Origin of the sequence: Streptomyces sp. AM 2-1-1, assembly GCF_029167645.1 — a bacterium.
Classification (GTDB): domain Bacteria; phylum Actinomycetota; class Actinomycetes; order Streptomycetales; family Streptomycetaceae; genus Streptomyces.
On record NZ_CP119147.1, the window covers coordinates 2,656,235 to 2,680,407 of the forward strand.

The 24,173-nt window shown below is 72.6% G+C and carries 23 protein-coding genes; 11 read left to right on the forward strand and 12 right to left on the reverse strand.

Annotated elements, in window-relative coordinates; translation table 11 throughout:
• Positions 1 to 29: 29 nt before the first annotated feature.
• The 4 genes from PZB77_RS11215 to PZB77_RS11230 all read left to right on the forward strand — a co-directional run bounded on the left by PZB77_RS11215 (position 30) and on the right by PZB77_RS11230 (position 3,077).
• A complete protein-coding gene (locus tag PZB77_RS11215; protein ID WP_275492433.1) occupies positions 30 to 1,271 on the forward strand; it encodes an MFS transporter in 1,242 nt (413 codons plus the stop codon).
• Between the two features lie 66 nt (positions 1,272 to 1,337).
• On the forward strand, positions 1,338 to 1,766 hold the full coding sequence (locus PZB77_RS11220; RefSeq protein ID WP_275492434.1) for a hypothetical protein: 429 nt from the start codon (positions 1,338 to 1,340) through the stop codon (positions 1,764 to 1,766).
• A 5-nt stretch (positions 1,767 to 1,771) separates the two neighbouring features.
• On the forward strand, positions 1,772 to 2,212 hold the full coding sequence (locus tag PZB77_RS11225) for a DCC1-like thiol-disulfide oxidoreductase family protein (protein ID WP_275492435.1): 441 nt from the start codon (positions 1,772 to 1,774) through the stop codon (positions 2,210 to 2,212).
• A gap of 58 nt (positions 2,213 to 2,270) precedes the next feature.
• Positions 2,271 to 3,077: a TetR family transcriptional regulator gene (locus PZB77_RS11230; protein ID WP_275496015.1), complete on the forward strand. Its 807-nt coding sequence runs from the start codon at positions 2,271 to 2,273 to the stop codon at positions 3,075 to 3,077.
• A 342-nt stretch (positions 3,078 to 3,419) separates the two neighbouring features.
• Here PZB77_RS11230 and PZB77_RS11235 read toward each other — a convergent pair whose 3' ends face one another.
• The 3 genes from PZB77_RS11235 to PZB77_RS11245 form a co-directional block, all read right to left on the reverse strand.
• Entirely contained in the window at positions 3,420 to 4,973 is a 1,554-nt protein-coding gene (locus PZB77_RS11235) for an ABC transporter substrate-binding protein (RefSeq protein WP_275492436.1), read from the reverse strand.
• 338 nt (positions 4,974 to 5,311) lie between these two features.
• Positions 5,312 to 6,619 (reverse strand): metallophosphoesterase, encoded by a 1,308-nt coding sequence (locus tag PZB77_RS11240; RefSeq protein ID WP_275496016.1) that lies wholly within the window; start codon positions 6,617 to 6,619, stop codon positions 5,312 to 5,314.
• A 59-nt stretch (positions 6,620 to 6,678) separates the two neighbouring features.
• Positions 6,679 to 6,921 carry a hypothetical protein gene (locus PZB77_RS11245; RefSeq protein ID WP_275492437.1) on the reverse strand — a complete coding sequence of 81 codons (243 nt, stop codon included), beginning with the start codon at positions 6,919 to 6,921 and terminating at the stop codon, positions 6,679 to 6,681.
• Between the two features lie 231 nt (positions 6,922 to 7,152).
• On the opposite strand from PZB77_RS11245, the gene PZB77_RS11250 reads away from it, so the two are divergent.
• The gene (locus PZB77_RS11250; protein ID WP_275492438.1) at positions 7,153 to 8,460 is read left to right on the forward strand and encodes a D-alanyl-D-alanine carboxypeptidase; all 1,308 of its coding nucleotides are present in this window, start codon (positions 7,153 to 7,155) and stop codon (positions 8,458 to 8,460) included.
• Here PZB77_RS11250 and PZB77_RS11255 read toward each other — a convergent pair.
• Positions 8,408 to 9,343, reverse strand: coding sequence for a YihY/virulence factor BrkB family protein (locus PZB77_RS11255; RefSeq protein WP_275492439.1), 936 nt, complete (start codon positions 9,341 to 9,343; stop codon positions 8,408 to 8,410). The genes PZB77_RS11250 and PZB77_RS11255 overlap by 53 nt on opposite strands.
• 170 nt (positions 9,344 to 9,513) lie before the next feature.
• On the opposite strand from PZB77_RS11255, the gene PZB77_RS11260 reads away from it, so the two are divergent.
• Entirely contained in the window at positions 9,514 to 10,911 is a 1,398-nt protein-coding gene (locus tag PZB77_RS11260; RefSeq protein WP_275492440.1) for an FAD-binding oxidoreductase, read from the forward strand.
• A gap of 56 nt (positions 10,912 to 10,967) precedes the next feature.
• Positions 10,968 to 11,738: a decaprenylphospho-beta-D-erythro-pentofuranosid-2-ulose 2-reductase gene (locus tag PZB77_RS11265; RefSeq protein ID WP_275492441.1), complete on the forward strand. Its 771-nt coding sequence runs from the start codon at positions 10,968 to 10,970 to the stop codon at positions 11,736 to 11,738.
• A 27-nt stretch (positions 11,739 to 11,765) separates the two neighbouring features.
• Here the strand turns inward: PZB77_RS11265 and PZB77_RS11270 are convergent, their stop codons facing one another.
• The 3 genes from PZB77_RS11270 to trpS form a co-directional block, all read right to left on the reverse strand.
• On the reverse strand, positions 11,766 to 12,260 hold the full coding sequence (locus PZB77_RS11270) for a hypothetical protein (protein WP_275492442.1): 495 nt from the start codon (positions 12,258 to 12,260) through the stop codon (positions 11,766 to 11,768).
• 137 nt (positions 12,261 to 12,397) lie between these two features.
• Positions 12,398 to 12,994: a 2'-5' RNA ligase family protein gene (locus PZB77_RS11275; protein WP_275492443.1), complete on the reverse strand. Its 597-nt coding sequence runs from the start codon at positions 12,992 to 12,994 to the stop codon at positions 12,398 to 12,400.
• Positions 12,995 to 13,125: 131 nt separating this feature from the next.
• Complete coding sequence (gene trpS / locus PZB77_RS11280; protein ID WP_275492444.1) at positions 13,126 to 14,139, reverse strand: tryptophan--tRNA ligase; 1,014 nt, start codon at positions 14,137 to 14,139, stop codon at positions 13,126 to 13,128.
• Between the two features lie 234 nt (positions 14,140 to 14,373).
• Between trpS and rocD the strand changes: the two genes are divergently transcribed.
• Positions 14,374 to 15,582, forward strand: a complete 1,209-nt coding sequence (gene rocD / locus PZB77_RS11285; RefSeq protein WP_275492445.1) for an ornithine--oxo-acid transaminase — start codon at positions 14,374 to 14,376, stop codon at positions 15,580 to 15,582.
• A 55-nt stretch (positions 15,583 to 15,637) separates the two neighbouring features.
• Here the strand turns inward: rocD and PZB77_RS11290 are convergent, their stop codons facing one another.
• Complete coding sequence (locus PZB77_RS11290) at positions 15,638 to 18,220, reverse strand: glycoside hydrolase family 9 protein (RefSeq protein WP_275496017.1); 2,583 nt, start codon at positions 18,218 to 18,220, stop codon at positions 15,638 to 15,640.
• Positions 18,221 to 19,317: 1,097 nt separating this feature from the next.
• Between PZB77_RS11290 and PZB77_RS11295 the strand changes: the two genes are divergently transcribed.
• Together PZB77_RS11295 and PZB77_RS11300 are read left to right on the forward strand one after the other, a co-directional pair.
• Positions 19,318 to 19,551 carry a hypothetical protein gene (locus tag PZB77_RS11295; RefSeq protein ID WP_275492446.1) on the forward strand — a complete coding sequence of 78 codons (234 nt, stop codon included), beginning with the start codon at positions 19,318 to 19,320 and terminating at the stop codon, positions 19,549 to 19,551.
• Positions 19,552 to 19,831: 280 nt separating this feature from the next.
• A complete protein-coding gene (locus PZB77_RS11300) occupies positions 19,832 to 20,758 on the forward strand; it encodes a RimK family alpha-L-glutamate ligase (protein ID WP_275492447.1) in 927 nt (308 codons plus the stop codon).
• 143 nt (positions 20,759 to 20,901) lie between these two features.
• Here the strand turns inward: PZB77_RS11300 and PZB77_RS11305 are convergent, their stop codons facing one another.
• The 3 genes from PZB77_RS11305 to PZB77_RS11315 form a co-directional block, all read right to left on the reverse strand.
• Positions 20,902 to 21,150, reverse strand: a complete 249-nt coding sequence (locus PZB77_RS11305; protein WP_275492448.1) for a helix-turn-helix transcriptional regulator — start codon at positions 21,148 to 21,150, stop codon at positions 20,902 to 20,904.
• Complete coding sequence (locus tag PZB77_RS11310) at positions 21,147 to 21,839, reverse strand: DUF2975 domain-containing protein (RefSeq protein WP_275492449.1); 693 nt, start codon at positions 21,837 to 21,839, stop codon at positions 21,147 to 21,149. The genes PZB77_RS11305 and PZB77_RS11310 overlap by 4 nt, the downstream gene beginning before the upstream one ends.
• Positions 21,840 to 22,060: 221 nt before the next feature.
• Positions 22,061 to 22,432, reverse strand: coding sequence for a VOC family protein (locus tag PZB77_RS11315; RefSeq protein ID WP_275492450.1), 372 nt, complete (start codon positions 22,430 to 22,432; stop codon positions 22,061 to 22,063).
• Positions 22,433 to 22,714: 282 nt separating this feature from the next.
• On the opposite strand from PZB77_RS11315, the gene PZB77_RS11320 reads away from it, so the two are divergent.
• Positions 22,715 to 23,554, forward strand: a complete 840-nt coding sequence (locus tag PZB77_RS11320) for an alpha/beta hydrolase (protein ID WP_275492451.1) — start codon at positions 22,715 to 22,717, stop codon at positions 23,552 to 23,554.
• A gap of 47 nt (positions 23,555 to 23,601) precedes the next feature.
• Here the strand turns inward: PZB77_RS11320 and PZB77_RS11325 are convergent, their stop codons facing one another.
• Positions 23,602 to 24,159: a flavoprotein gene (locus tag PZB77_RS11325; protein WP_275492452.1), complete on the reverse strand. Its 558-nt coding sequence runs from the start codon at positions 24,157 to 24,159 to the stop codon at positions 23,602 to 23,604.
• Between the last annotated feature and the right edge of the window lie 14 nt (positions 24,160 to 24,173).

Consider the following 24,173-nt stretch of genomic DNA (forward strand, 5'->3'; position numbering starts at 1 on the left):
ATTATTCCTGGCCGAAATATGTTGCGTACATGCCCTCCCACCCCCTGCGCACGCGTGCGTTCGTGCTGCTCTTCGCCGGCCAGACCCTCTCACTGGCCGGAGACGCGGCGGTCCCGGTCGCGCTCACCCTCGCCGTCTACGGGGCGACCGGATCGAGCGCCGCCCTCGCCCTCGTCCTGACCTGCGCGCTCATCCCCCAAGTGCTGCTGCTGCCGCTCGGCGGGGTGGTGGGCGACCGGTTCGACCCGAGGACCGTGGCCGTCGCGACCAACGTCGCCAGGGCCGCGGGCCAGACCTTCGTGGGGCTGGAACTCCTCGGCGGGCAGCCCCATGTGTGGCAGATCGCGGCGGCGGAGGCGGTCGGGGGAATCGCCGGGGCCTTCTCGATGCCGACCACCTCTCCGCTGGTGCGGGCCGTCGTGGGCCCCTCCCATCTCATGCGCGCCAACGCGCTGATCGCCTCCGTGCGCGGCGCGGTACGGCTCGGCGGACCAGCGCTCGGTGGCACCCTGGTCCTCACCGTGGGGCCGGGCTGGGCGTTCCTGCTCGACGGCGCCGGCTTCACCGCGTGCGCCGCCCTGCTGGTCGCGGTCCGGGTTCCGCGGGTCCGCGTCCCGCACTCCTCCGTCCTCGGCGACCTCAAGGAGGGGTGGAGCGAGGTCCGCGCCCGTGACTGGTACTGGTCCACACTGATCGCGCACGGCGTCTGGAACGGGGCCGCGGCGGTCCTGGCCACGCTCGGCCCCTCGATGATCGTCGGTGAGCACGGCGGCCGGGGCGCGTGGGTCACGCTGGTGCAGACGGGCGCGGTGGGCATCCTGGTGGGCTCCCTGCTGGCCGGGCGGGCCCGGCCGCGCCGCCCGGTGCTGGCCTCCACCCTGGGCCTGGCCCTGTACGCCCTGCCCCTGGCGCTACTGGCCGCCTCCGCGCCCTTCTGGGCGACCGTCGCCTCCTACGGGGCCGCCCTCGTCGGCCTGGGGTACCTCGGGCCGGTCTGGGACACCTCCGTGATGTCGGCGGTCCCGGAGCAGGTGCTGGCCCGGGTCACCTCGTACGACTGGCTGATCTCGATCGCGGCGATGCCCCTGGGGTACGCGCTCGCACCGCTGGCGGCGTCCGCGGTGGGTCCGGAGATCCCGCTCGCGGTGGCCTCGGCGGCGGTCCTGACGGCCTGTCTGACCACGGCGGCACTGCCGGGCGTCCGGCGTTTCGAGGCAGCGCCGGCGCCCGTGCCCGGATCCACGCCGCCGACGGCACCCGCCTCTTCTTGAACATGTTCAAGAAGAGGGCTACAGTCCGTCCCACGAGGTTTTGAACACGTTCAAAGGGGCTGGGGCATGGACCTCACCGTGGTCGCGTACGTCATCTACCTGATCGTCAGCGTGGCGCTCACCGTCTGGGTGGCGCGCACACTGAGCCGTAACGGCCGCATCTTCATCGCGGACGTCCTGCGGGGGAACGAGAAGCTCGCCGACGCCGTGAACCACCTGCTGGTGGTCGGCTTCTACCTGGTGAACCTGGGCTTCGTGACGCTCTACCTGCGCAACTCCGACGACATCGCGAGCGCCCGCGAACTCTTCGACGCGCTCTCGCCGAAGCTCGGCGTCGTCCTGCTGGTGCTCGGCGCCATGCACCTCGGCAACGTCTACGTCCTCAACAAGATGCGCCGCCGGGGCCTGATGGAGCACGAGCAGACCCCGCCGGTTCCGCCGCAGGGCTGGACGGGTCCCCAGGGACCGTGGGCGGCCCCCGCCGGCGGGAGGTGAGCGGGGTGCCCGCCACGGGGGCAGGCACCCCGCACACCGGGATCGCGGTCCACCGGCTCACGGTGCTGTACGACGCGCAGTGCCCGCTCTGCGTCCACGTCCGCCACTGGCTGCGGGGGCAGCGGCAGATCGTGCCGCTGGACCTGGTGCCCGCCGGGTCAAAGGAGGCCCGCAGGCGCTTCCCGGACCTGGACCACGCGGGGACGCTGGAGGAGATCACGGCCGTCGGCGACCGGGGTCAGGTGTACCGGGGGACGGCTGCCTGGATCGTCTGCCTCTGGGCGCTCGCCGAGCACCGTCCCAAGGCGCACTGGCTGACCACCCCGGCGGGCCGGCCGCTCGCCCGGGCTACGGTGCTGGCCGCCGCGAAGTACCGGTCGGTGACGGCCGCGCCCTGCGGTCCGGACCGGGCGTGCGCGGTCCCGGCGCCCGAACCGGCCGGTTAGCCTTGAGCCCGTGGCTAGGGACGAAGAAGACGCGGCGGACGGCCAGGAGCCGCGCGGCATGACGGGCGGACGAGCGGCCCGCGAGACGGCGGCGCCCCGGGAGACCGGGGCGTCCGCCGCGTCGGCGCCCGCGGCGACCGGCGACGAAGGTTCCGGCGAGAAGAGCGGCAAGCCGTCCCCGAAGAGCGAGCAGACCCGCACGGTCATCCTGGAGACGGCCCTGCGGCTCTTCCAGGAGCGCGGGTACGACAAGACCACCATGCGGGCCATCGCCCAGGAGGCGGGCGTCTCCGTCGGCAACGCGTACTACTACTTCGCGGGCAAGGAACACCTCGTCCAGGGTTTCTACGACCGCATCGGCGCGGAGCACCGGGCCGCCGCCCGGATCGTGCTGGACCGGGAGACCGACCTGGAGGCCCGCCTCGCCGGCGTGCTGACCGCGTGGCTCGACGTCGCGAAGCCGTACCACGAGTTCGCGGCGCAGTTCTTCAAGAACGCGGCCGACCCGGACAGTCCCCTCAGCCCTTTCTCGGCGGAGTCGGAACCGGCCCGCGAGGCGGCCATCGCCCTGCACCGGGAAGTGCTGGCGGGCTCGAAGGCGAAGGTCCCGGAGGAACTGGCGGACGCGCTGCCGGAGCTGATGTGGCTCTCCCAGATGGGCCTGGTCCTCTACTGGGTCTTCGACCGCACCCCGGACCGCGAGCGCACCCGCCGGCTCGCCCTCCGGGGCGCCCGCCTCACCACCCGCGGCGTGGCGCTCGCGCGTTTCCGGGTGCTGCGTCCGCTGGTGCGCGAGGTGCACGAGCTCTTCACGGACTTCCTGCCGGGGATGGCGTCGGCGGCGGTGGCGCACAAGAAGAGCTAAGGGCTGTCCTGCAATTCCTGGCGGGTGCGCGACGACAGCTACGGCACCTCGCCGCGTTGTCGGAACGTCCACATACATCCAGTATGCGGGCGCCCCTCCGCCTTGCGATGCACCGCATCTGACGCCGCGCACTGATCCACCACGAATTGCGGGACAGCCCTTAGGCCCCCGCTCCGGTCGGCGCACCTCCTGCCGGTGGGTTCCGGCGGAGCGCGGGCGCGCCCTCCACGTACGGCGGCGGCCCGCCCGCGGAATCCCTTCCGCGGGCGGGCCGTCGTCCTGTGCGCTGCTCCGTGCTTCCCGTGCGGTCCCCCTGCGGGACGTGCGCGGTGGGCGGACGGATCAGATCCGCTTCAGCTCCCAGAGGCGCCACAGGCCGGTGCCGTCGGAGAGGTACTGCGAACCGGAGATCCCGGTCTTCGCGATGACGTAGTCCTTCTTCTGCCACAACGGGAGCAGCGGCACGTCCTCGCCGACGATCTGCTGGATCTTCTTGAAGTCGTTCGAGGTGCGGCTGCGGTCCTCGAACTGCTGGGTGTCGGTGACGAGCGCGTCCAGCGTGGGGTTGCTGTAGCCGTTGTTGAGACTGTTGTCGGTGCCGACGAGCGGCTGGCCGAAGGTGTCGGGGTCCGGGAAGTCGGGGAGCCAGCCGACGGCGTACGCGTCGTACTCACCGGCCGCGTAGCCCTTCTGGAACGCCTGCCACTCCACCGACTTCACGGTGACCTTGAAGAGCCCGTCCTTCTCCAGCTGACGCTTGATCTCCGCGGCCTCGGTCGTGGTCGCGCCGTCGGGACGGAAGGCGAAGGTGAGGGGCAGCGGGGTCTCGACGCCGGCCTCGTCCAGCAGTTCCCTGGCCTTGTTCACGTCGGGCTGCGGGTAGGAGTCGAAGAACGGCGTGGAGTGGCCGATGAAGCCCTGCGGGATCAGCGAGTAGAGCGGCTCGACCGTCGAGTCGTAGACGTTGCTCACCAACGGGCCGCGGTCGATGGTCCAGGCGATCGCCTGCCGGACGCGCTTGTCCGAGAGCGTGGCGCCGGAACGGACGTTGAAGACCAGGTTGCGGATCTCGGCGCTGTCCGTCTCGGTGATCTGCACGTTCGGGTCGGCCGGGTCGATCTTGCTGATCTCCGCCGGGGGCAGCTGGCGGTGGGTCAGGTCGAGACCGCCCGACTTCCAGGCGGCGAGCAGCTTGTCGGAGGTCTCGTAGTACTGGATGTCGATCGCGGCGTTCACGTTCTTGATCGCACCGTGGTAGCCGGCATTGGGCAGCAGCGAGACCTTCTTGCCCGCGTCGTAGGACTTGAGCGTGTACGGCCCGGAGCCGTCGACCTCGTTCTCCTTGCGGAGCTTGTCCTTCGGGTACTCCGCCGAGTCGACGATCGCACCGGCGCCGGTGGCGAGCTTCGCGGGGAAGGTCGCGTCGCGGGCGGAGAGGTTGAAGGTGATCTCACGCCCGTCGGTTACGACGTTCTTCAGGCTCGGGAAGAGAACCGCCGGACCGAGGTCCGAGTTGATCTTCATCAGCCGGTCGAAGGAGAACTTGACGTCCTTCGCCGTGAGCTTGTGTCCGTTGGAGAAGGTCAGGTCGTCCCGCAGCCTGCAACGGTAGGTCGTGAGCTTCTGACCGATGAACTCGCAGCTCTCCGCGGCGTCCGGCTCGGGCAGGACGGCTCCCGACTTGAAGGTCATCAGCGTCTGGTAGACGTTGCTGAAGAGGGCCCAGGATCCCGCGTCGTACGCGCCCGCCGGGTCGAGCGAGGAGACCTCGTCGACCGTACCCACAGTAATCGGCTTGCCACCCGCCTCGTCGGAGGAGAGAAGCTGCCAGGCCCCGACTCCTGCGATGATCAGTACTACGCATATCGCAAGAATCCGTACCCGGATCGAACGCATTGCCGTGCTCTCCCTTACCAGCCCCGCCGCGGTCGATGTACCCATACGCGCACATCACCGCATGTTCGGCCTCACCTAATCACACGATTTTCGCATCTGGAAGACCAAATGGGTGATGGGAGGGGTTTTGGTTGACACTTGGGGCTCGACTCGTCAAGAGGGCCGGGAAACCTGTCCATTGAGTGGGACGGCGATCACGCGCGGTGACGGAAAGAGCGGAACGGAACCGATCCGTCCGGCAACTGACGGGCCGTCATAGCCGCGCCACCGACCCCTCCGTTCGGGGGCGAAAGCCCCTTCACCGTCACTACTGGAGAGATGCGCCGAAAAGGTGCGGATCAGGCCTGGCGGGAGGCCAGTTCCACGACGGTGATGTCGGAGGGCGCACCGACGCGGACCGGCGGGCCCCAGGCGCCCGCGCCCCGCGAGACGTAGAGCTGGGTGTCGCCGTACCGTTCGAGGCCCGCGACGGTCGGGTTCGCCAGTTCGGCGACGAGGTTGCCGGGCCAGAGCTGGCCGCCGTGGGTGTGGCCGGACAGCTGGAGGTCCACCCCGTGCGCGACGGCGTCGTCGATGACGACGGGCTGGTGGGCCATGAGGACGACGGCCCGCGCCGGGTCCCGGTCGCCGAGTGCGCGGTCGAAGTCGGGACCGTGCCCCTCGCTCTCCCCGGCGACGTCGTTGACGCCCGCCAGGTCGAAGCCGTCGATCTCCACCCGGGCGTTCTCCAGGGGGTGGAGCCCCAGCTCACGCACGTGGTCGACCCACTCGGCGGCGCCGGAGAAGTACTCGTGGTTGCCGGTGACGAAGAAGCTGCCGTGGCGGGCTTCCAGGTCCGCGAGCGGTTCGGCGGCGGGGCCGAGGTCGGCGACCGAGCCGTCCACCAGGTCGCCGACGACCGCGATCAGGTCGGGCCGGGTGGCGTTGATCGTGTCCACGATGCGCCGGGTGTGGGCGTGGCCGAGGATCGGGCCGAGGTGGATGTCGCTGACGACCGCGATCCGGAAGCCGTGCGCGGAGCGCGGCAGTCTGGCCAGCGGCACGGTGATCCGCTTGGTGCGGGGGCCGCGCAGCACGCCGTAGGTGCCGTACCCGACCGTGCCGAACCCGGCGACGGCCGCCGCACCGCCGACCGCGCGTGCCACGAACAGGCGCCGTGACGGGCCGGGTTCGGGGGCGAGGGGGGTTCGGGGGGCGTCTTCGGAGGCGCCGGGAGCCGTGGCGGGCCCCGCCTGCTCCGGCGTCCCGGCGGCCGCGGCGCCGGGACGCACCAGCACCTCGGCGCTCTCGTGGGCGGGTGCCGCCGCGCTCTCGGCGGGGCGCTCCGGGCCGCGGCGGGCGAGCACCCGGCGGAGCACCGGCCGGACGGCCTCGCCGACCAGCAGGGCGAGCGTCAGGTAGAGCAGGCAGGCGAGCCAGAGGTATCCGGGCCAGGCGAGCAGCCGTTGCAGCCAGAAGGGAGCGCCCGCCCGGCCGGCGACCAGCGCGCCGGCGCTGAGCAGCGGCAGCACGACGGCGGCCACCGTCCCCGTGCGCCGGAGCACGGAGCCCGGCGCGGTGGTGTCCCCGACGAAGCGGCGCCACAGATAGCGGTGCACGCCGGCCAGCAGCGCCACCACCACGATCAGGACCACCGCGAACACCACGGCCACCACAACCCCCACCCCACGTCGTCGGCCCCTCCCGCGTAGGTGAGGGAGAGTTTTTACGCGCGTTCGGCGCGGAGCGCCCTGATTCCCCGGAACCCGATGACGCCCACGGCCGTCCCCAGAAGGAACGAGGTGATGGTGAGGAGCAGATGGACCCAGAAATAGGCGGTCGGATCGCCCGCGTCGAACGCGAGGCCGCTGCTGTCCTGCCACAGGTTCTTGGCGAAAGTTACCCAGATCACCCAGGACCACGCGCCGAACGCGAGCAGGAACCAGGAGACGGGACGGCTGAGCTTCATGGACCCAGTATCGCCGCCCGGCTCACCGTTCCCCGCCGGGGGTACCCGGCTCCCGGCGGTGCCCCGGCGGGGCGGAGCGCGGCCTCGGGACCGGAGGGCGGCCCCCGGTGGTCCGTCCCGACGGGAGGCTGGGGGCGCGCCGGTGGCCGAGGTGGGCTGTCCTGGCGGTGCGCACGGCGGGTCAAGGTCTCCGGGTCCCCATTCGCAGGAGAGCCCTGTACGTTTCCGATCGTGCCTGCTCTGAAAAAGACCGTACTGACCGTCATCTGCGCCGCCTTGATGTCCAGTTTTGTCTTCGGTCCGGCCTCGGCCTCCGCTGCTGACAAGGACGACGACAAGCAGCCGAGGCCGACCCTTCCGATGTCGGGCATCGGCGGGCCGCTGCTCGCAGAGGAGGGGACCAAGGTGCTCCTGGGGGCGGGAGCCCCGGCGCTGCCGGCGGCGCTGACCGGACGCTCCTGGATCGTGGCGGACGCCGAGAGCGGGGACGTCCTGGCGGCGCACAACGCGCACTGGCGGCTGCCGCCCGCCTCCACGCTGAAGATGCTCTTCGCCGACACCGTACTGCCGGCGCTCCAGCCGAAGACGCTGACCCACAAGGTCACCGACGCCGAGCTGGCGGACCTCGGCGCCGGCAGCAGCCTCGTGGGCATCAAGGAGGACCAGACCTACACGGTCCACGACCTGTGGCTCGGCGTCTTCCTGCGGTCCGGCAACGACGCGGTGCACGTGCTCTCGTCGATGTACGGCGACGGGGAGAGCGTCGGCGAGGAGGCGGCCGTCGCGAAGACCGTGGCCGCGATGCAGGCGCACGCCGAAGAGCTCCAGGCCCTCGACACCCACGTGGTCACACCCGACGGCTACGACGCCTCGAACCAGGTCTCCAGCGCGTACGACCTCACCCTCTTCGCCCGCAGCGGTATGCAGAAGAAGGACTTCCGCGAGTACGCGGCGACCGCCACGGCCGACTTCCCCGGCGAGGCGAAGGACGGCAAGCGCGAGACCTTCGCGATCCAGAACACCAACCGGCTCCTCACCGGCGACCTCGGCATCGACCCGTACAAAGGCATCGCAGGGGTCAAGAACGGTTACACCAGCCACGCGGGCAACACCTTCACCGGCATCGCCGAGCGCGACGGCCGGGTGCTCCTGGTCACCGTCATGAACCCGTCGTCCGACGCGAGCCACGCCGTCTACAAGGAGGCGGCCTCGCTCCTCGACTGGGGGTTCGCGGCGAGCGGCAAGGTGACGCCGGTCGGTCAGCTGGTGCCGCCGAAGTCGGCGGAGCTCGGCAGCACCGGGGACGGTGAGGACGACATCACGGGGGCGGGGCCGCTGCCCGGCGCCCAGGTGATCCCCAACCACCGGGTGAAGACCACCTCGCAGGAGGCCACCGCTACCGAGGAGGCGCCGTCCGACGGTGTCGGCATCGCGCTCGCCGTGGTCGGCGGGGTACTGGTGGCGCTCGCAGCCGGGGTGTTCCTGGTCAACCGGCGCTGGCCGCTGCCCGACCTGGTCCGGCGTCGCCCCCGTCCGTGACCGGGCCGTCCTCGGCCGCCGCCGCGGCCTCCTCCTTGCTGCCGGTGGCCGTCCACGCGGCGCAGACCAGCAGCAGCTTCGCGGTGAAGTTGATCCACAGGAGCAGGGCGACGGGGACTCCGAAGGCGCCGTAGGTGCTCTTGGACGCGACGCCGCTCATGTAGCTGCCGAGCAGCAGCTTGAGGAGTTCGAAGCCGACCGCGCCGACCAGGCTCGCCACCACCAGTCGGCGGCGCGGCGGTTCGACCCCGGGGAGCAGGGTCAGCAGGTAGAGCAGGAGCAGGAAGTTGGCCACCACCGCGACGGCGATCGCGGCGGCCTGGAGGAGCAGTCCGCCCGCCCCGTGCTCGGGGATGCCGATCCGGTCGGCGGTCCATCCGACCGCGAGGGAGCCGAGGGTGGAGAGGACGAGGGTGAACAGCGCGGCACCGCCGAGGCCCACCAGCAGCCCGGTGTCCTTGAGCTTGCGGACGATCGGGTTGCCGTCGTCCTGGTCGTCGATGCCCCAGACCGCGCGCAGGCAGTCGCGGAGCGAGCCGATCCAGCCGATGCCGGTGAAGAGGAGGAGAGCGCCGGCGACGACCCCGACCGTCCCGGCGTGCGTGACGAGGTTGTCGATGCCGAGCTGGTCGGAGATGCCCGGCACCTGCTCGGCGGTCTTCTTCTCGATCGTGGCGAGCTGCTGGTCGGAGAGGAGGGCGGCGCCGACGGCGGCACCGACCGCGATCAGCGGGAAGAGCGCGAGGAAGCTGATGAAGGTGATGGCGGCGGCGAGCCTGGTCCAGTGGGCGCGCTCCAGCGTCTCGTAGGAGCGCCAGGCGTGGGTCAGCATCAGCCGGGTGAGGACTGGGCCCACCACGGGGAGTTTCTTCAGCCAGTCCATGACGTACGCGTACCCTCCGGAACCCGGAAAATCTGTGGTCGGGACGCACCTTTCCGTGCTCCGGGGAAAGGTGCCCGCCGCCAGGTGCCGACACTCGCTCCCTCACCCGTTCCGGTGAGCCCTGTAACAAATACCGCAAAGGGGTTTTCTCGGGCGATACGGTCATCGACATGTCCGTCGACACGGTGTCCCTGAGCGGCTCCGGCCGCACCGCCCCCACCACCGCCGTACGGTTCCGGCCGCGGACGTACGAGGAGGCGGCCGACGTCGTGCGCGGGCGCGGGCCCCGGGGTGCGATCGCCCGGGGGCTCGGGCGCGCGCCGGGGGACGCGGCGCAGAACGCCGGCGGCTCCGTCCTCGACATGGGCGCACTGGACCGGGTCCGTGCCTTCGACGAGGTCACCGGCACCGTCGTCTGCGACGCCGGGACGCGACTGGACCGGCTGGCACGGACGCTTTCGCCGTCCGGCTGGTACCTCCCGGTGGTGCCGGGAGACCGGCGGATCACCGTGGGCGGGGCGATCGGCTCGGACGTGCACGGCCACGACCACCGCACGGCCGGGTCGTTCACCCGGCACGTGACCGCGCTGGAGCTGCTGACGGCGGACGGATCCGTCACCACGGTGCTGCCGGGCACCCCGCTCTTCGACGCCACGGCGGGCGGCCTGGGACTCACCGGGGTCGTCCTCTCGGCCACGCTCCGCTGCCGCCGGATCGCCACCCCGCTGATGTGCGTGGACACCGAACGGGTGGCCGGCCTCGACGACCTGCTCGCCCGGATGGCGGGAAGCGTCACCCGCCTCCCGTACGAGAGCGCCCGGATCGACCTGACGGCACGCGGACGGGCCACCGGCCGCGCCGTGCTGGTGCGGGGCGGCCACGCGCCGCTCGACGCGCTGCCGGTCCGGGACCGGCGCGAGCCGCTCGCCGCGCGGCCGGGTCTCCGCTCCGGTCTCCCCTCGCCGTCGCTGCTGCCGGCGGTGCTGCCGCCGCTGCCCTCCGTGCCCGCCTTCGCCCCGGTGGGTCTGCTCGGGCGCACCGCGATGGGGCTGGTCAACGAGGTCCGCCACCGTGCGGCACCGCGGGGGCGAAGCGGTGCGCTGCGGAGCTTCGACGCCTTCTTCCGCTCACCGGAGGCGTTGCCCCGCACCCCGGCCCCGGCCGGGCGGGGCGGCTTCGTGCGCTACCAGTTCACGGTGGGCCCCGGCCGGGAGGAGACGCTGCGCCGGGTGGTGCGGCGGCTCTCCGGCCGGGCCTGCCCGTCCTCGGTCGCGGTGCTCGAACGGCTGGGCGCGGCCGGGCCCGGCTGGCTGTCGTTCCCGGCGCCCGGCTGGTCCCTCGCCGTGGACGTGCCGGCCGGGCTGCCGGGCGTCGGACGGTTCCTGGACGGGCTGGACGACGAGGTCGCCGCCGCCGGGGGCCGGGTCGCCCTGGCCCGGGACGCGCGGCTGCGGCCGGAGCTGCTGGCCGCGATGTACCCGCGGCTGGCGGAGTTCCGCGCGCTGCGGGCCGAGACGGACCCGACCGGCGCGTTCCGCTCCGACCTGGCGCGCCGGCTCGCGCTCTGACGCGTCCGGCACTCCCGTACGCCCGCCCGCGCCCTCAGCCAGTCAGGAGTGTTCCCGTGAAGGACGCCTTCGGTGCCCCGCAGTCCCTGCTCGTCCTCGGCGGCACCTCGGAGATCGGGCTGGCCACCGCACGCCGGCTGATCGCCCTGCGCACCCGTAGGGTCCGGCTCGCCGGGCGGCCGTCCGCCGCCCTGGAGTCGGCCGCCGACGAGCTGCGGGCCCTGGGGGCCGAGGTCTCCACGGTGGAGTTCGACGCGCTGGACCCGGAGGCGCACGCGTCGGTGCTCGGCAAGGTCTTCGCCGAGGGCGACGTCGACGCGGTGCTGCTGGCCTTCGGCATCGCGGGCGACCAGGCGCGCGACGAGGAGGACCCGGCCGCCGCCGCGCTGGTGGCCCGGACCAACTACGCGGGGGCGGTCTCCGCCGGTCTGGTCTGCGCGGGGGCACTCCAGGCGCAGGGCCACGGTGCGCTGGTGGTGCTCTCCTCGGTGGCCGCCGGACGCGCCCGGCGCGCGGACTTCATCTACGGCTCCAGCAAGGCGGGGCTCGACGTCTTCGCGCAGGGGCTCGGTGACGCGCTGTACGGCACCGGGGTGCAGGTGATGGTGGTGCGCCCCGGGTTCGTACGGACCGCGCGGACGGCCGGACAGCAGGAGCCGCCGCTCGCCTCCACCCCCGAGGAGGTCGCCGAGGCGATCGTCACGGGGCTGCGCCGGGGAACGGAGACGGTGTGGGTGCCGGGCACGCTGCGGGTGGTGATGGCCGTCCTGCGCCACGTGCCGCGCCCGCTCTTCCGCCGGCTCCCCGCCGGAGGATGGACCCGCTGAGCGGACGGGCTGCCCCGGGCGGAGGGCTCAGTACCCCTGTTTACGGGACCAGGAGAGCAGCCGTGCCGCGCCGGTGAGGAAGGCCGCGGACCAGGTCGCCACGAAGGCGACCACCACCCAGAGGTTCCCCGTGACCATGCCGGCGCCCAGCAGCACGAAGGAGACGACCGCCAGGAGAGCGAAGGTCCGGCGGGACCGCAGCAGCCGGCCGAGGCGGCCCGGCGTGGGCGGCGCTCCCCCGGGGGCGGCGCCGGCCCCGGAGCCGGCCGGGTGCGCGGGGGAACGGCTGTCCGGATGCGCGGGCGGCGGGCGGGACCCCGGGCGCTCCACGGCCCGCTTCTCGGCACGCGTGCCCTCCCGCCCGTCGCCGGCCCGCTCGCCGGTGGGCCGGTGGGCCTGGACATCGCGTTCGCCCTGCACGTCGCGCCCGAACAGGACCGCTGGATCATCGGGGAAGTCGCGTGCGAGCGAGGCTTCCAGTTCCGCCAGGATCTGGCGTTCACGGCTGGAGAGCGGGACCACGGCGGACCACCTCCGCGACAGTGACGAGAAATGCCGTCGGTGTACCTGTGGAAATTTTCCCACTCGAACGGCCCACTGTCCTGCGGCACCCGGGGAGGCCGGGCCGCGGCGGCTCCGGGCGGCCCGGAGCCGGGGTCTCAGGTCCGGCCGTGCAACGAGGGCTCGTCGGCGCAGAGGCCGCCCTGGGCGGGCAGGGCCGGTGCGCCGCCGCCCGCGCCGAACGGGAATTCGTTGATCTTGCGCCAGACGCGGTCGCCGCCCTGCTCGTACAGCGCGAACGAGGAGCAGGTCCAGGCCGCCTCGTACTCCGCGAGCTCCTCGTACGCCCGGTCCATCGCCGCCTCGTCGATGGCGTGCGCGACGGTGACGTGCGGGTGGTAGGGGAACTGGAGCTCGCGCGTCAGCGGTCCCGAGGCGTCCCGGACCCGCTTCTGCAGCCAGGCGCAGGAGGAGGCGCCCTCGACGACCCGGACGTAGACGACGGGCGAGAGCGGGCGGAAGGTACCGGTCCCGCAGAGCCGCATCGGGAACGGCCGGCAGTCCGCCGCGATCCGGGCGAGGTACGCCTCGGCGGCGGGCACGTCGACCGCCTTCGCCTCGGTCGGCGGCAAGAGGGTCACGTGCGTGGGGATGCCGTGCGCGGCCGGGTCCCCGAAGCCGGCACGTCGCTGCTGCAGCAGCGTGCCGAAGGGCTCCGGGACCGCGATCGAAACGCCGAGCGTTACGGTCCCCACGTCGTTCTCCTCTGTCGTCGATCGATGGTGCTCGATGACCGCGCGCGCCGGGCGCCGCGGCACCGGCGGTCCCACGGGCCACCGTCGCAAGTGTGCCGCGCGGTGCCGTGCTCCCGCCAGGGTCCTTCGACTCAGTGCTTGGCGGGCAGCAGACCCATCCGGTCGTACGCCTGCGCCAGCGTCTCGGCGGCGACCGTCCGGGCCTTCTCCGCGCCCTTGGCCAGCAGCGAGTCCAGCGTCTCCGGGTCGTCCAGGTACTCCTGGGTGCGGGTGCGGAACGGCGTGACGAACTCCACCATGACTTCGGCGAGATCCGTCTTCAGCGCGCCGTACATCTGGCCCTCGTACTTCTGCTCCAGCGCCTCGACCGTGGTGCCGGTGAGGGTGGAGTAGATGGTCAGCAGGTTGCTGACTCCCGGCTTCTCCGCGACGTCGTACCGGATCACCGTGTCGGTGTCGGTGACGGCGCTCTTCACCTTCTTAGCCGTGGTCTTCGGGTCGTCCAGGAGGTTGATGAGCCCCTTCGGCGTCGACGCCGACTTGCTCATCTTGATCGACGGGTCCTGGAGGTCGTAGATCTTCGCCGTCTCCTTGAGGATGTACGGCGCCGGGACGGTGAAGGTGTCGCCGAAGCGGCCGTTGAAGCGCTCGGCGAGGTCGCGGGTGAGTTCGATGTGCTGGCGCTGGTCCTCGCCGACCGGGACCTGGTTGGCCTGGTAGAGCAGGATGTCCGCGACCTGGAGGACCGGGTAGGTGAAGAGGCCGACGGTCGCCCGGTCGGCGCCCTGCTTGGCCGCCTTGTCCTTGAACTGGGTCATCCGGGAGGCCTCGCCGAACCCGGTCAGGCAGTTCATCAGCCAGCCGAGCTGCGCGTGCTCGGGGACGTGGCTCTGCACGAACAGCGTGCACCGCTCGGGGTCGAGGCCGGCCGCGAGCAGCTGGGCCGCGGCGAGACGGGTGTTGGCCCGCAGCTCCTTCGGGTCCTGCGGCACGGTGATCGCGTGCAGGTCCACCACCATGTAGAAGGCGTCGTGGGACTCCTGCAGAGCCACCCACTGGCGCACCGCGCCCAGGTAGTTGCCGAGGTGGAACGAGCCCGCGGTGGGCTGGATTCCGGAGAGCACGCGAGGTCGGTCAGAAGCCATGCGCCCATTGTCTCAGGTACGCGGGCGATCTCCGGCAGCCGGTACGCCCCGTTCTCCGGCGGGCCCGGCGTGCGGGCGGGCGGGCACGCCGGTGCGGCGGGGGTTTCCCGGCCCGCACGACGACGGAACGATACAAAGTGGGCACGGCGCCCGCCCGGCCGGCCCGTACGCCTTCCTTCCGACCCGTACCTCCGCTGTTCCGCCCGCCCGCGCCGCACGACGAACGGAGACCCCGTGTCGACCACGGAGAACGCCCTCGCCTCCACCGAGGCCCACAGCGCGCACAACTACCACCCGCTTCCCGTCGTCGTCGCGACGGCGGACGGGGCGTGGATGACCGACGTGGAGGGACGCCGCTACCTCGACCTGCTGGCCGGGTACTCGGCGCTCAACTTCGGTCACCGCAACCGCCGGCTGATCGACGTCGCGAAGGCCCAGCTGGACCGGGTGACGCTCACCTCGCGGGCGTTCCACCACGACCGGTTCGCCGCGTTCTGCGCGGAACTCGCGGAGCTGTGCGGCATGGAGATGGTGCTGCCGATGAACACCGGTGCGGAGGCGGTGGAGACCGCCGTGAAGACCGCGCGGAAGTGGGGGTACACCGTGAAGGGCGTCCCGGACGGGATGGCCAAGATCATCGTCGCGGCGGACAACTTCCACGGCCGCACCACCACGATCGTCAGCTTCTCCACGGACCCCGAGGCGCGCGCGGACTACGGGCCGTACACCCCGGGTTTCGAGATCGTGCCGTACGGCGACCTCACCGCGATGCGCGAGGCGATGACGGAGAACACCGTGGCGGTGCTGCTGGAGCCGATCCAGGGCGAGGCCGGGGTGCTGGTGCCGCCGGAGGGCTACCTCGCCGGGGTCCGTGAGCTGACCCGGGAGCGGAACGTGCTCTTCGTCGCGGACGAGATCCAGTCGGGTCTCGGCCGCACCGGGCGGACCTTCGCGTGCGAGCACGAGGGCGTGGTGCCGGACATGTACGTGCTGGGCAAGGCGCTGGGCGGCGGGGTGGTGCCGGTGTCGGCGGTGGTCTCCTCGGCGGCGGTGCTGGGGGTGTTCCGGCCGGGGGAGCACGGCTCGACGTTCGGCGGCAACCCGCTGGCGTGCGCGGTGGCCCTGGAGGTGATCGCGATGCTGCGGACCGGCGAGTACCAGGCCCGGGCGGCCGAGCTGGGCGCCCACCTCCACCGCGAGCTGGGCCGGTTGGTGGGCGGCGGGGCGGTGGACGCGGTGCGCGGGCGAGGGCTGTGGGCCGGAGTGGACGTCGCCCCCGCGCTGGGCGGCGGCCGGGAGATCTCGGAGCGGCTGATGGAGCGGGGTGTCCTGGTGAAGGACACCCACGGCTCCACGATCCGGATCGCGCCCCCGCTGGTGATCGGCCGGGAGGACCTGGACTGGGGGCTCGACCAGCTCCGGGCGGTGCTCGGCGAGGAGTAGGGGCGGGGCGCCGGACCGGTCGACGGACCGGCCCGGCGCCCCCGCCCCTGGGGGCCTACGCGGTGGTGCAGGCGTGTCCGGCGAGCTTGAAGACGGCCGGGTCGGCTCCCGCCGGTCCGGTGGTGTTGAAGCCGAAGTCGGCGACCGCCCCGGGGGCGAGCGTCCGGTTCCACTCCAGCGGCGTCGCCGTGACCGTACGGCCGTTCTGGACGAGCGTCGCGCTCCAGGTCTGGCCGACCCGCTGCCCGCCCGGGAAGAGCCAGCTCAGCTGCCAGGCGGGGAGGGCGGTGCGGCCGGTGTTGCGGACCCGCACGGTGACGGTCGAGCCGCCGGTCCAGGCGTGCGCGGCGTAGGAGACCCGGCAGACCCGGTCGGCGCGCTCGGCCGCCGTACGTCCGTCGCCCGCGTCGTCCAGGTAGGAGGCGATGTAGGCGAGCGGCGCGTTCCAGTTGATGGTGACCTCGTTGGTGGCCCAGGAGCCGTTGTCGTCGAGGTAGCAGAGGGCCGGGGCGCAGCCGCCGAGCTTCTCGGCGGCCACCGGGTCACCGGCGGCGACGGCCGTCGCATTGGGTCCGCCGGCCACCGTGCCGGGGGGCGGGTGCGGCAGGTCGGGGTTGCTCTGGTGGGCCCAGAAGCGGTGGTGCTGGTTCTTCGAGTCGCGCTCGCCGTAGCCGGTGACGTACGACTGGTTGAGCGGGTTGCGGCCGAAGAGGTAGTCCGCGCCGCGCAGGATCGCCTGCTGGTAGGCGGGTTCGCCGGTGAGGTCGTGGGCGACGGCGAGCACCACCATGTTGTTGAGCACCTGGCTGTTGGAGCCCCAGGCGTAGTCCTCTCCGGGCGGGGAGTAGGGCAGCCCGTAGAGCTCGGCGCGCGACTGGGCGGCGTACCGGTCGGCTCCGGCGGTCACGACCGCGCGGACGCCGGCGAGCTGGGCGGTGGTCAGGTCGTTGGGGACGCTGGCGAGGGTGAGCGCGCCGAGTCCGGCGGTGGAGCCCCAGGAGATCCCTCCGCCGGCGGAGAAGATCTTGTCGGCGTCGCCGTGGAGGGGGGAGGCGAGCAGCGCGGAGCGGTAGGCCGCGTCGCCGGTGCTGGTGAAGAGTTCGGCGGCGGCCCAGTAGAACTCGTCGGTCACGTCGTTGTCGCTGTACGTCCCGCCGCCGGTGCCGTCCGCCGGGTCGGCGTAGACGGCCGGGTGCGCGGTGGCGGCTTTCCAGGCGGTGGTCGCGGCGCGCAGGCAGCGGTCCGCGAACTCCCGGTCGTACGGGGCGAAGAGGCGGGCGCACTGGGCGCCGGTCGCGGCGAGGTTGAGCGTCGCGGCGGTCGACGGGGCGTGCAGTTGGCGAGGTTGCGGGTCGAGGTCGGGGCGGGTCGGGATGCCGGTCCAGGCGGCGTCGTGCACCTTGTGGTGGACCATGCCCGCGAGCGGTTTCCCGGCCGGGACCTGCATGCGGATGAGGAAGTCCAGCTCCCAGCGCGCCTCGTCGAGGATGTCCGGGACGTCGTTGCCGCGCTCGGGGACGCGCTGCGTGCCGTCACCCAGCTCGGCGCCCTCGGCGTCGGCCGCGGTCAGGGTCCGCTCGTACGTGGACATCAGCTGGGCCACCGAAATGCCGCCATTGACCACGTACTTGCCGTGGTCGCCCGCGTCGTACCAGCCGCCCGAGACGTCGAGGCGGTAGTCGCAGACGCCGGGGACACAGGGCACGTCGGTGTCGCCCTGGTTGGGAGCGGTGCCGGCGTGTCCGGCCGGGCGGGCGTACTCCTCGCCGACGAGGTCCGCCTCGATCGGGGTGCCGCTGCGGTTGTGGTAGAAGTACGCGAGCGCGTCGGAGCGCAGCCCGTCGTAGAGGTCGGCGCGCACCGAGAACGCCTCGCTGACCTGCCCGTCGACATCCACCGTGTAGCCGTCCCCGACGGTGGTGAGGGCGCTGAAGTCGAAGGTGTGGACGCGCTGCCGGGAGGTCGGGTCCTCGCCGCCCGGGACGGTCGTTCCGGTGGCGGCGGTGGATCCGTCGGCGGCCTTCACCGTCCAGGTCAGCGGCGCGTCGGCGTCCGTCACCACCGTGCCGCCCTTGGTGCCGTACGGGAGGTAGCCGACCTGGTTGACGCGGACCGGGGAGCCGGTGTCCGGGACGTAGACGGGCGGTTCGGCGCCGCCGCGCAGCGACACGTCGTCGAGGCAGAAGGTGGTGGCCCGCTCACCGCCGCCGATCTGGAGGGCGACCTGCGCGGCCGGCCGGTCGGCGGAGGCGGTGAAGGCGTGGGTGACCGTCACCGGGTCCGCCCCGACCGGGTCGGCGGTGGCGAGTTCGGTGGTCCAGGGCTCGACGGCCTCCTGGACGCGGGTCTGCACGGTGAGCGGCGCGGTGGAGGTCGCGGTGTAGCTGAGGAGGTACGTCTCCCCCGCCACGAGCGGGACGTCGTTCTGCCCCACGATCACGTCCCAGGCGTTGGCGGTGCCGGCCGGGACGTCGGCGCAGAGGCGACCGTCGGTGACCGTCCCCGTGGTGTTCGCCGTCCACCACCAGGGCGCGGTGCCGGCGGAGAAGTCGCCGTTGGTGATCTGCTCGGCGCCGGGGGCGGGCTCGGCCCCCTCACCGGGCGCGTCGGCGGCCGCGGCGCCGGGCGCCGCGAGCATCGCGGCGAGCAGGGCGACGGCGGCCGTCACGCCGAACGTCCTTGCCGCGGTGCGGGCTTGGCGGCGTGAGGAGTGCACGGGCAGGGGGTGCGAAGGGCGGGGGCGCGGAGGTGGGGCGTTCACCGGGACACCTTTCGTCTTGCGTTCGTCGTTGCGTCGGCAGGCTGCGGGCGCCAGATGGGAGCGCTCCCATAAGGCGGGCCCATTGTGCGGTCCGGGCCGACGATTCCGCCAGGGTCATGACAGAACTAAGGCGCGGGAGGGTTCACCGGTGTGCCCCGGACGCCTTCACCGGAGACGGACGATGCAGCGCCGGTGGCCTCGCGGCGGGCCACCGGTTCGCCGGGCGCGGGGACCGCGGGGGGGGGACGCGAGCGCGGGGACGGGCAGGGGGGACGCGAGCGCGGGGACGGGCAGGGGGGACGCGAGCGCGGGGACGGGCAGGGTGGTCGGGCGTCAGGCGAGCCGGGGGCCCAGGGCGCATCGGGGGCGCGGGCGACCCGGGCGGCGCCCCGTTCGCCGGGCGGTGACCGTCAGCCGAGGGCGGCGGCTCGGCGCCCGGGGTGAGGAGGCCGGCCATCGCCCCGTAAGGGCGTGCCGCGCCGAGCAGGAGGTGGCGGATCGTGGCGCTCGCCCGAGCTCCGCGGTCGAGCGCCCCGCTCCCGCGCGCGAAGCATCTCCCCGAGCCGTGGAAGAGGCGCCGATCGCCCCTTCGTCAACCGGCCGCCCGACTTTCATCCTTCCGCTCCGGACCCCTGCTCCCACCGTCCGGACCGGGCACCGCGACGACGCCGACGGGGTCCGGGCCCGCACATCCGCGTACATCCGGACCACATAGCTATGAGGCGGACTCGATTTCCATACCAACTGGCCCGTTTCTGCCACACTCTGGGGCTGTCCCGTAATCCGAGGTGAATCGGTGCGCGGCGCCGGACGAAGCGCATCGCACGGTCGACGGGCGTCCGCATACTGCATGTATGCGGACGTTCCGGCAGTGCGGCGAGGTGCCGTCACCGTCGTCGCGCACCCGCCAGGGAGTACGGGACAGCCCTCGGGCATCCCGTAGAGCACCCCCGGGTGCGGAGAGGACGAGAAGAGTGAGCGGCAAGAGCGGCGAACCCGCCGTCGGAGCACTGGTGGTGGACGCGTCACGCCCGAGCGTGATCGGCGAGTTCCGGGGCGCCTCGGGCCCCTACTGGCAACTGCGCCCGGTGACCGGCGGGGCCGAGTGGCAGGCCGATCCGGAGCATGTCCGGTTCGCGAATCCGGCCGAACGGCTGCGCGCCGAGAACGCGCGGTGCAACGCGCGGAGCCGGGGCGAGCGACTGTGACTCGAGGGCGCGGGCCCTCTGGGGACGGCCCGCGCCCCACGCCCGGCACCTCCCGCGCCCCGGCCCGGCCGACGGGCCCCGACCCCCTCTCTCACGGGTGCAACATGGCCGTTCCGGTGAGGAGTCCACGTTCCCCGCGTTAGATTTCTGCCGATCCGGGTCCGGGAGCCGGCCCGGATGCCGGAGCCGGTCCGGATGCCGGAGCCGGCCCGGATGCCGGCGCCGGTCCGGGTGCCGGAGCCGGTCCGGGTGCCGGATCGGGATGAACGGGCGGGGAGACATGGCGCGTACGGAATCACTGCCGTCCACGGACGTCTGGTTACTGGTCCGGGCGCTCCCGGTGCCGTTGCAGGGCGCGACCCATCGGCTGGCGAACGCCCTCGCGGAGCTCCACGGGCCGCGGTTCGCCGTCTGGCACACCAACGAGTTCGTCTTCGGCGTCCGCGACGGGCTGCTGTTCCTGCGGACCCTGGGCGGCGCGGACGTGCCCGCCCCGAAGGTCGTGTGCATACGCCAGACTCCCGGCTCCATGCACCACGACCGTGAGGTGACCCTGCTGCGGCACCTGGAACGCATGGGATCCACCCTCCTCAACCCGCTGGAGGCGCACCTCGTCTGCCGCAACAAGATGTGGCAGATGCAGGAACTCGCCCTGGCGGGGCTCCCGGTGCCCGACACCCTCTCGTACGGGACGGCTCCGCTCGAAGGGGTGGTCCGCGTCCCCGGCCTCGGCACCCCCTGCGTGGTCAAGTCGGTCACCGGCCACCAGGGCAGACAGGTCTTCCTCGCCCCCGACACCTCTCTGCTGCGCGGTGTGGCGGGTGCCCTGGCGCAGGAGACTCCGCACCTCTTCCAGGAGTACGTGTCCCACTCGCACGGCCGGGACCTGCGCCTGATCGTGGTCGACGGCGAGCCCGTGGGCGCCGCCGTACGCACCTCCCGCAGCGGCGGCCTGGTCTCGAACATCGGCCAGGGCGGCTCCGCCACCGTCTGCCCGGGCGAGTACCCGGAGGCGGAAGCCCTGGCGGTACGGGCCGCCGGGGCGATGGGCCTCGCCATCGCCGGGGTGGACCTCCTCTTCACATCCGAGGACACCTTCACCGTCTGCGAGGTCAACGCGGTCCCCGGCTGGCGCCCGCAGATGACGGCGGTGATCCCCGCGATCACGGCGAGCATCGGCCGCCGCGTCGAGGCGTGGGGTCGCTGAGGCGGGCCGCCCGGCCGACGGCTTCCTCACCGCCGCCGATCGCCCTGACCGCGCCGACCCGCCGGGTGCGCGAGCGGGCGCCGACCTGCCGGGTGCGCGAGCGGGCGCCGGGGCCGGAGGACGACCGGGGGCGACGGGCCCGCCTACCGCCGCTCCTTCTCGCCTCCCCCGTACGTCAGCACGTCACCCGGCTGGCAGTCGAGGACCTCGCAGATGCGGGTGAGCGTGGTGAAGCGGATCGCGCGGGCCCGGCCGTTCTTGAGGATGGACAGGTTCACGTTGGTGACGCCGACGCGGGAGGCGAGCTCCGCGAGGGTCATGCCGCGGTCGGTGAGCAGCTGGTCGAGATGGACCTCGATGCCGTGGCTCTCGCTGTCGTCTCCCACCGTCATACCGTCCCGTCCAGGTCCTCCCGCATGGCAACCCCGGCGCGCATGACGCGGGCGAACGTGAGGATACCCAGGGCGGTGAGGATGAGCGCGTAGGGCGGCTGCCAGCTGTCGAGCCAGTTCTCGGCGGTGAAGGGATGGTCCTGGGCGAGGGTCGCCAGCAGCGCGGCGTGCGCGCCGGCCTCCACCGTCTCCCCGACCAGGCAGCCGAGCAGCAGCCACCAGCCCGCGAGGCGTGCGCGGTCCGCGGCCTGCGGGGTGAAGACGCCTTCGCGTGAGACCCCCTGCACCAAGCGGTTGAGCAGGAACAGCATGCCCAGGAGCAGCAACCAGGACGGGAAGCCGCCGAGGAAGTCGTACAACCGCTGAGCACCGTCGGCGTGGTCGGCGCAGTACGTCGGCCGCACCATGACCTCGGCCCCCGGCTGAGGGGTGAAGAGGGTCGCGAAAGAGTCCGTGCTGAAGTCCGATCGGGCCTCGGCGCACACGTACGGGCCACCCAGCATCAGGTGCGGCTCGGAGCCGAGCAGGGTTCCCACGCCGCCCACGACGAGGCCCCCGAGGAACAGCCGGTAGACGAACCGGATCACGGTGGAGAGCGGCTCCAGCAGTCTCTTCTCCGCATGGTCGCCGTGCACCACCGGCTCGTCCCCCGGCTCGGCTCTCCGCTTCCCCCGCAGCTCAGCGAACATGAACGCCCCCCGTATCGATTATCGATGTTATCGAGAAACGATAAGAACGAACGCGGTCGTGGTCAACCCCCCTTTGGCGGAGGGTGCTGTGAGCGGTGACGGCGTACGCGACCGCAGGGCGCACGAAGGCCCTGGCAGCTGAGCTGCCAGGGCCTTGGTGGCACGGCGCGGCGAGCACGCGCTCGACAGGCCACGCCGTGCGCGGTCGAGCGCGAGTAGTTCTACGGACGGTTGCGGCAGAGGCAGAACGGGTGCCCGGCCGGGTCGGTGTAGACCTGCCAGCCGTAGCCGGATTCATCGACGAAGCTCTTCAGGAAGGTGGCGCCCAGCCCGGTCACCCGGCGCTGCTCGGACTCGAACTCGTCCACTTCGAAGTCGAGGTGGAACTGCTGCGGATGGTCCTGGCCCGGCCAGCTCGGCGGCTGGTAGTCCGTCACCCGCTGGAACGACAGCTCGATGCCGTCGTTGCGCAGGTTGACCCAGTCCTCCTGGCTGATGTCGGTGTTGATCTCCCACCCCAGTACGCCGGCGTAGAACTCGGCGAGCTTCCACGGGTCGGGACAGTCGAGGATGACGTCGGTGAACTTCAGCATCGGCGCATCATAGGCACTTTGCCGGGTGCTGGCGAGGGACTGAACGGGCCCACGACAGGGGCGGTCCGGTGAAGCTCCGTACCACCGGGCGAGGCGCCCACCGGTCTCCCGCCCCCGGCGTTTCCCGGGTGGTCGCGCGGACCAGCCACCCCCGGGTGGACGGCTCCCCGCTCCACGGCGGGGTGGTGTCGCCGTGTTCTCGGGGCAGACGGTCTCTCTCCGGGAACACCGGGACAGCGCCTGGTGAAAGGTGCTGGTCATGCCGGGAAGAGGAGGCCGACGATGGAATGGGAACTGGGCGAGGAGTTCGAGACGCCCGGCGGCACGATGCGGTGGAGGCGCTTCGGCGACGGCGACCGCGCCGGCGACGACCCCGTCGTGCTGGTGCACGGCACTCCGTACTCCTCCTTCCTCTGGCGGGACATCGCACCGGCGCTCGCCCGCACCCGTACGGTCTTCGTCTTCGACCACCTCGGCTTCGGCCGGTCGGAGCAGCGCGAGGGCCAGGACCTCGGCCTCGCGGCCCATGCGAGGAACTTCGCCGCGCTCCTCGACCACTGGGGGCTGTCCTCCCCCAGCGTCGTCGCGCACGACATCGGTGGCGCCGTGGCCCTGCGGACACTGCTGCTGGAGCGGCGGGAGTACCGGGACCTGACCCTCTTCGACGCGGTGAGCGGCGGCGACTGGGAGCGAGGGCTCTTCCGCCTGATCCTGGAGCACGCGGAGGTGTTCGGACAGCTCCCGGAGTACGCGCACGAAGCGCTGGTCGCCGCCCACCTTCGGCACGCCACGCACGCCGGCTTCCGGCCGGGTGTTCTCGACGCGTACCTGGCACCGTGGCGGGGAGCGGCGGGGCAGGCCGCTTTCTACCGCCAGTACAGCCAGATCAGGCAGGCGGACACCGCCCCGTACGAGGATCTGCTCGGCGGCATCTCCTGCCCGGTCCGCCTCATCTGGGGGCGCGAGGACCGCATCCTTCCGCCGGAGTACGCCCACTGGCTGCACCAGCGCGTCCCGCACGCCGAACTGCACTGGATCGAGGGCGCGGGCCACCTCCTCCAGGAGGACGCGGCGGGGCAGCTCACGGCCCATCTCACTGCCGGGTTTCCGTCGGAGGCGTGAGACCGGCGGCGACGTCGTGACACCGCGGGACGGGCGGGCACCGCGGCCTACCGGTCCGGGACCGCTGCCCTACGAGCCGTGCCGGGACGGAGCAGGTCGAGCACCTGGGTCCAGTCGTACGCGTCGCGCCCGCCGTCCGCCTTGGGCTGGTGCGGCACGTGGTCGCCGACCAGGACGCCCATGGCCCGGAGCCGGTGCAGGCTCTCCCCGTACGCGGGGTGGGCGGCCTGCGCCGCGTTGACGTACGGCTGGACGGCCACGGGAATACCGAGCCCGTACGCCTCGCAGAGGATGCCGAGCGCGAGGGTGTCCGAGATGCCGGCGGCCCACTTGTTGATCGTGTTGAAGGTCGCGGGTGCGACGGCGATGGCGTCGGCCGGGGGGAGCGGCTGCGTACTGCCGGGGCGGCGCCAGGCGGAGCGGATCGGGTAGCCGGTCTGGGCCTCGACCGCTGCCTGGTCGATGAACCCCAGTCCGTTCGGGGTCGCGATCACGCCGACCTTCCACCCCTCGGCCTGCGCGGCGGAGATCAGTGAGCCCACCCCGTCGGCGATGCCGGAGGCGCAGACGACGACGTAGAGGAACGGTTCGTGGTGCTCGGTCACGCCTGGGCTCCCCG

What these genes read in the sequence shown, in the direction of transcription:
- PZB77_RS11215 (WP_275492433.1), top strand. Translation starts at nt 30, where the DNA reads ATGCCCTCCCACCCCCTGCGCACGCGTGCGTTCGTGCTGCTCTTCGCC.
- PZB77_RS11220 (WP_275492434.1), top strand. Translation starts at nt 1,338, where the DNA reads ATGGACCTCACCGTGGTCGCGTACGTCATCTACCTGATCGTCAGCGTG.
- PZB77_RS11230 (WP_275496015.1), top strand. Translation starts at nt 2,271, where the DNA reads ATGACGGGCGGACGAGCGGCCCGCGAGACGGCGGCGCCCCGGGAGACC.
- PZB77_RS11235 (WP_275492436.1), bottom strand. Translation starts at nt 4,973, where the DNA reads ATGCGTTCGATCCGGGTACGGATTCTTGCGATATGCGTAGTACTGATC.
- PZB77_RS11245 (WP_275492437.1), bottom strand. Translation starts at nt 6,921, where the DNA reads ATGAAGCTCAGCCGTCCCGTCTCCTGGTTCCTGCTCGCGTTCGGCGCG.
- PZB77_RS11255 (WP_275492439.1), bottom strand. Translation starts at nt 9,343, where the DNA reads ATGGACTGGCTGAAGAAACTCCCCGTGGTGGGCCCAGTCCTCACCCGG.
- PZB77_RS11260 (WP_275492440.1), top strand. Translation starts at nt 9,514, where the DNA reads ATGTCCGTCGACACGGTGTCCCTGAGCGGCTCCGGCCGCACCGCCCCC.
- trpS (WP_275492444.1), bottom strand. Translation starts at nt 14,139, where the DNA reads ATGGCTTCTGACCGACCTCGCGTGCTCTCCGGAATCCAGCCCACCGCG.
- PZB77_RS11290 (WP_275496017.1), bottom strand. Translation starts at nt 18,220, where the DNA reads ATGCTCGCGGCGCCCGGCGCCGCGGCCGCCGACGCGCCCGGTGAGGGG.
- PZB77_RS11300 (WP_275492447.1), top strand. Translation starts at nt 19,832, where the DNA reads ATGGCGCGTACGGAATCACTGCCGTCCACGGACGTCTGGTTACTGGTC.
- PZB77_RS11305 (WP_275492448.1), bottom strand. Translation starts at nt 21,150, where the DNA reads ATGACGGTGGGAGACGACAGCGAGAGCCACGGCATCGAGGTCCATCTC.
- PZB77_RS11310 (WP_275492449.1), bottom strand. Translation starts at nt 21,839, where the DNA reads ATGTTCGCTGAGCTGCGGGGGAAGCGGAGAGCCGAGCCGGGGGACGAG.
- PZB77_RS11315 (WP_275492450.1), bottom strand. Translation starts at nt 22,432, where the DNA reads ATGCTGAAGTTCACCGACGTCATCCTCGACTGTCCCGACCCGTGGAAG.
- PZB77_RS11320 (WP_275492451.1), top strand. Translation starts at nt 22,715, where the DNA reads ATGGAATGGGAACTGGGCGAGGAGTTCGAGACGCCCGGCGGCACGATG.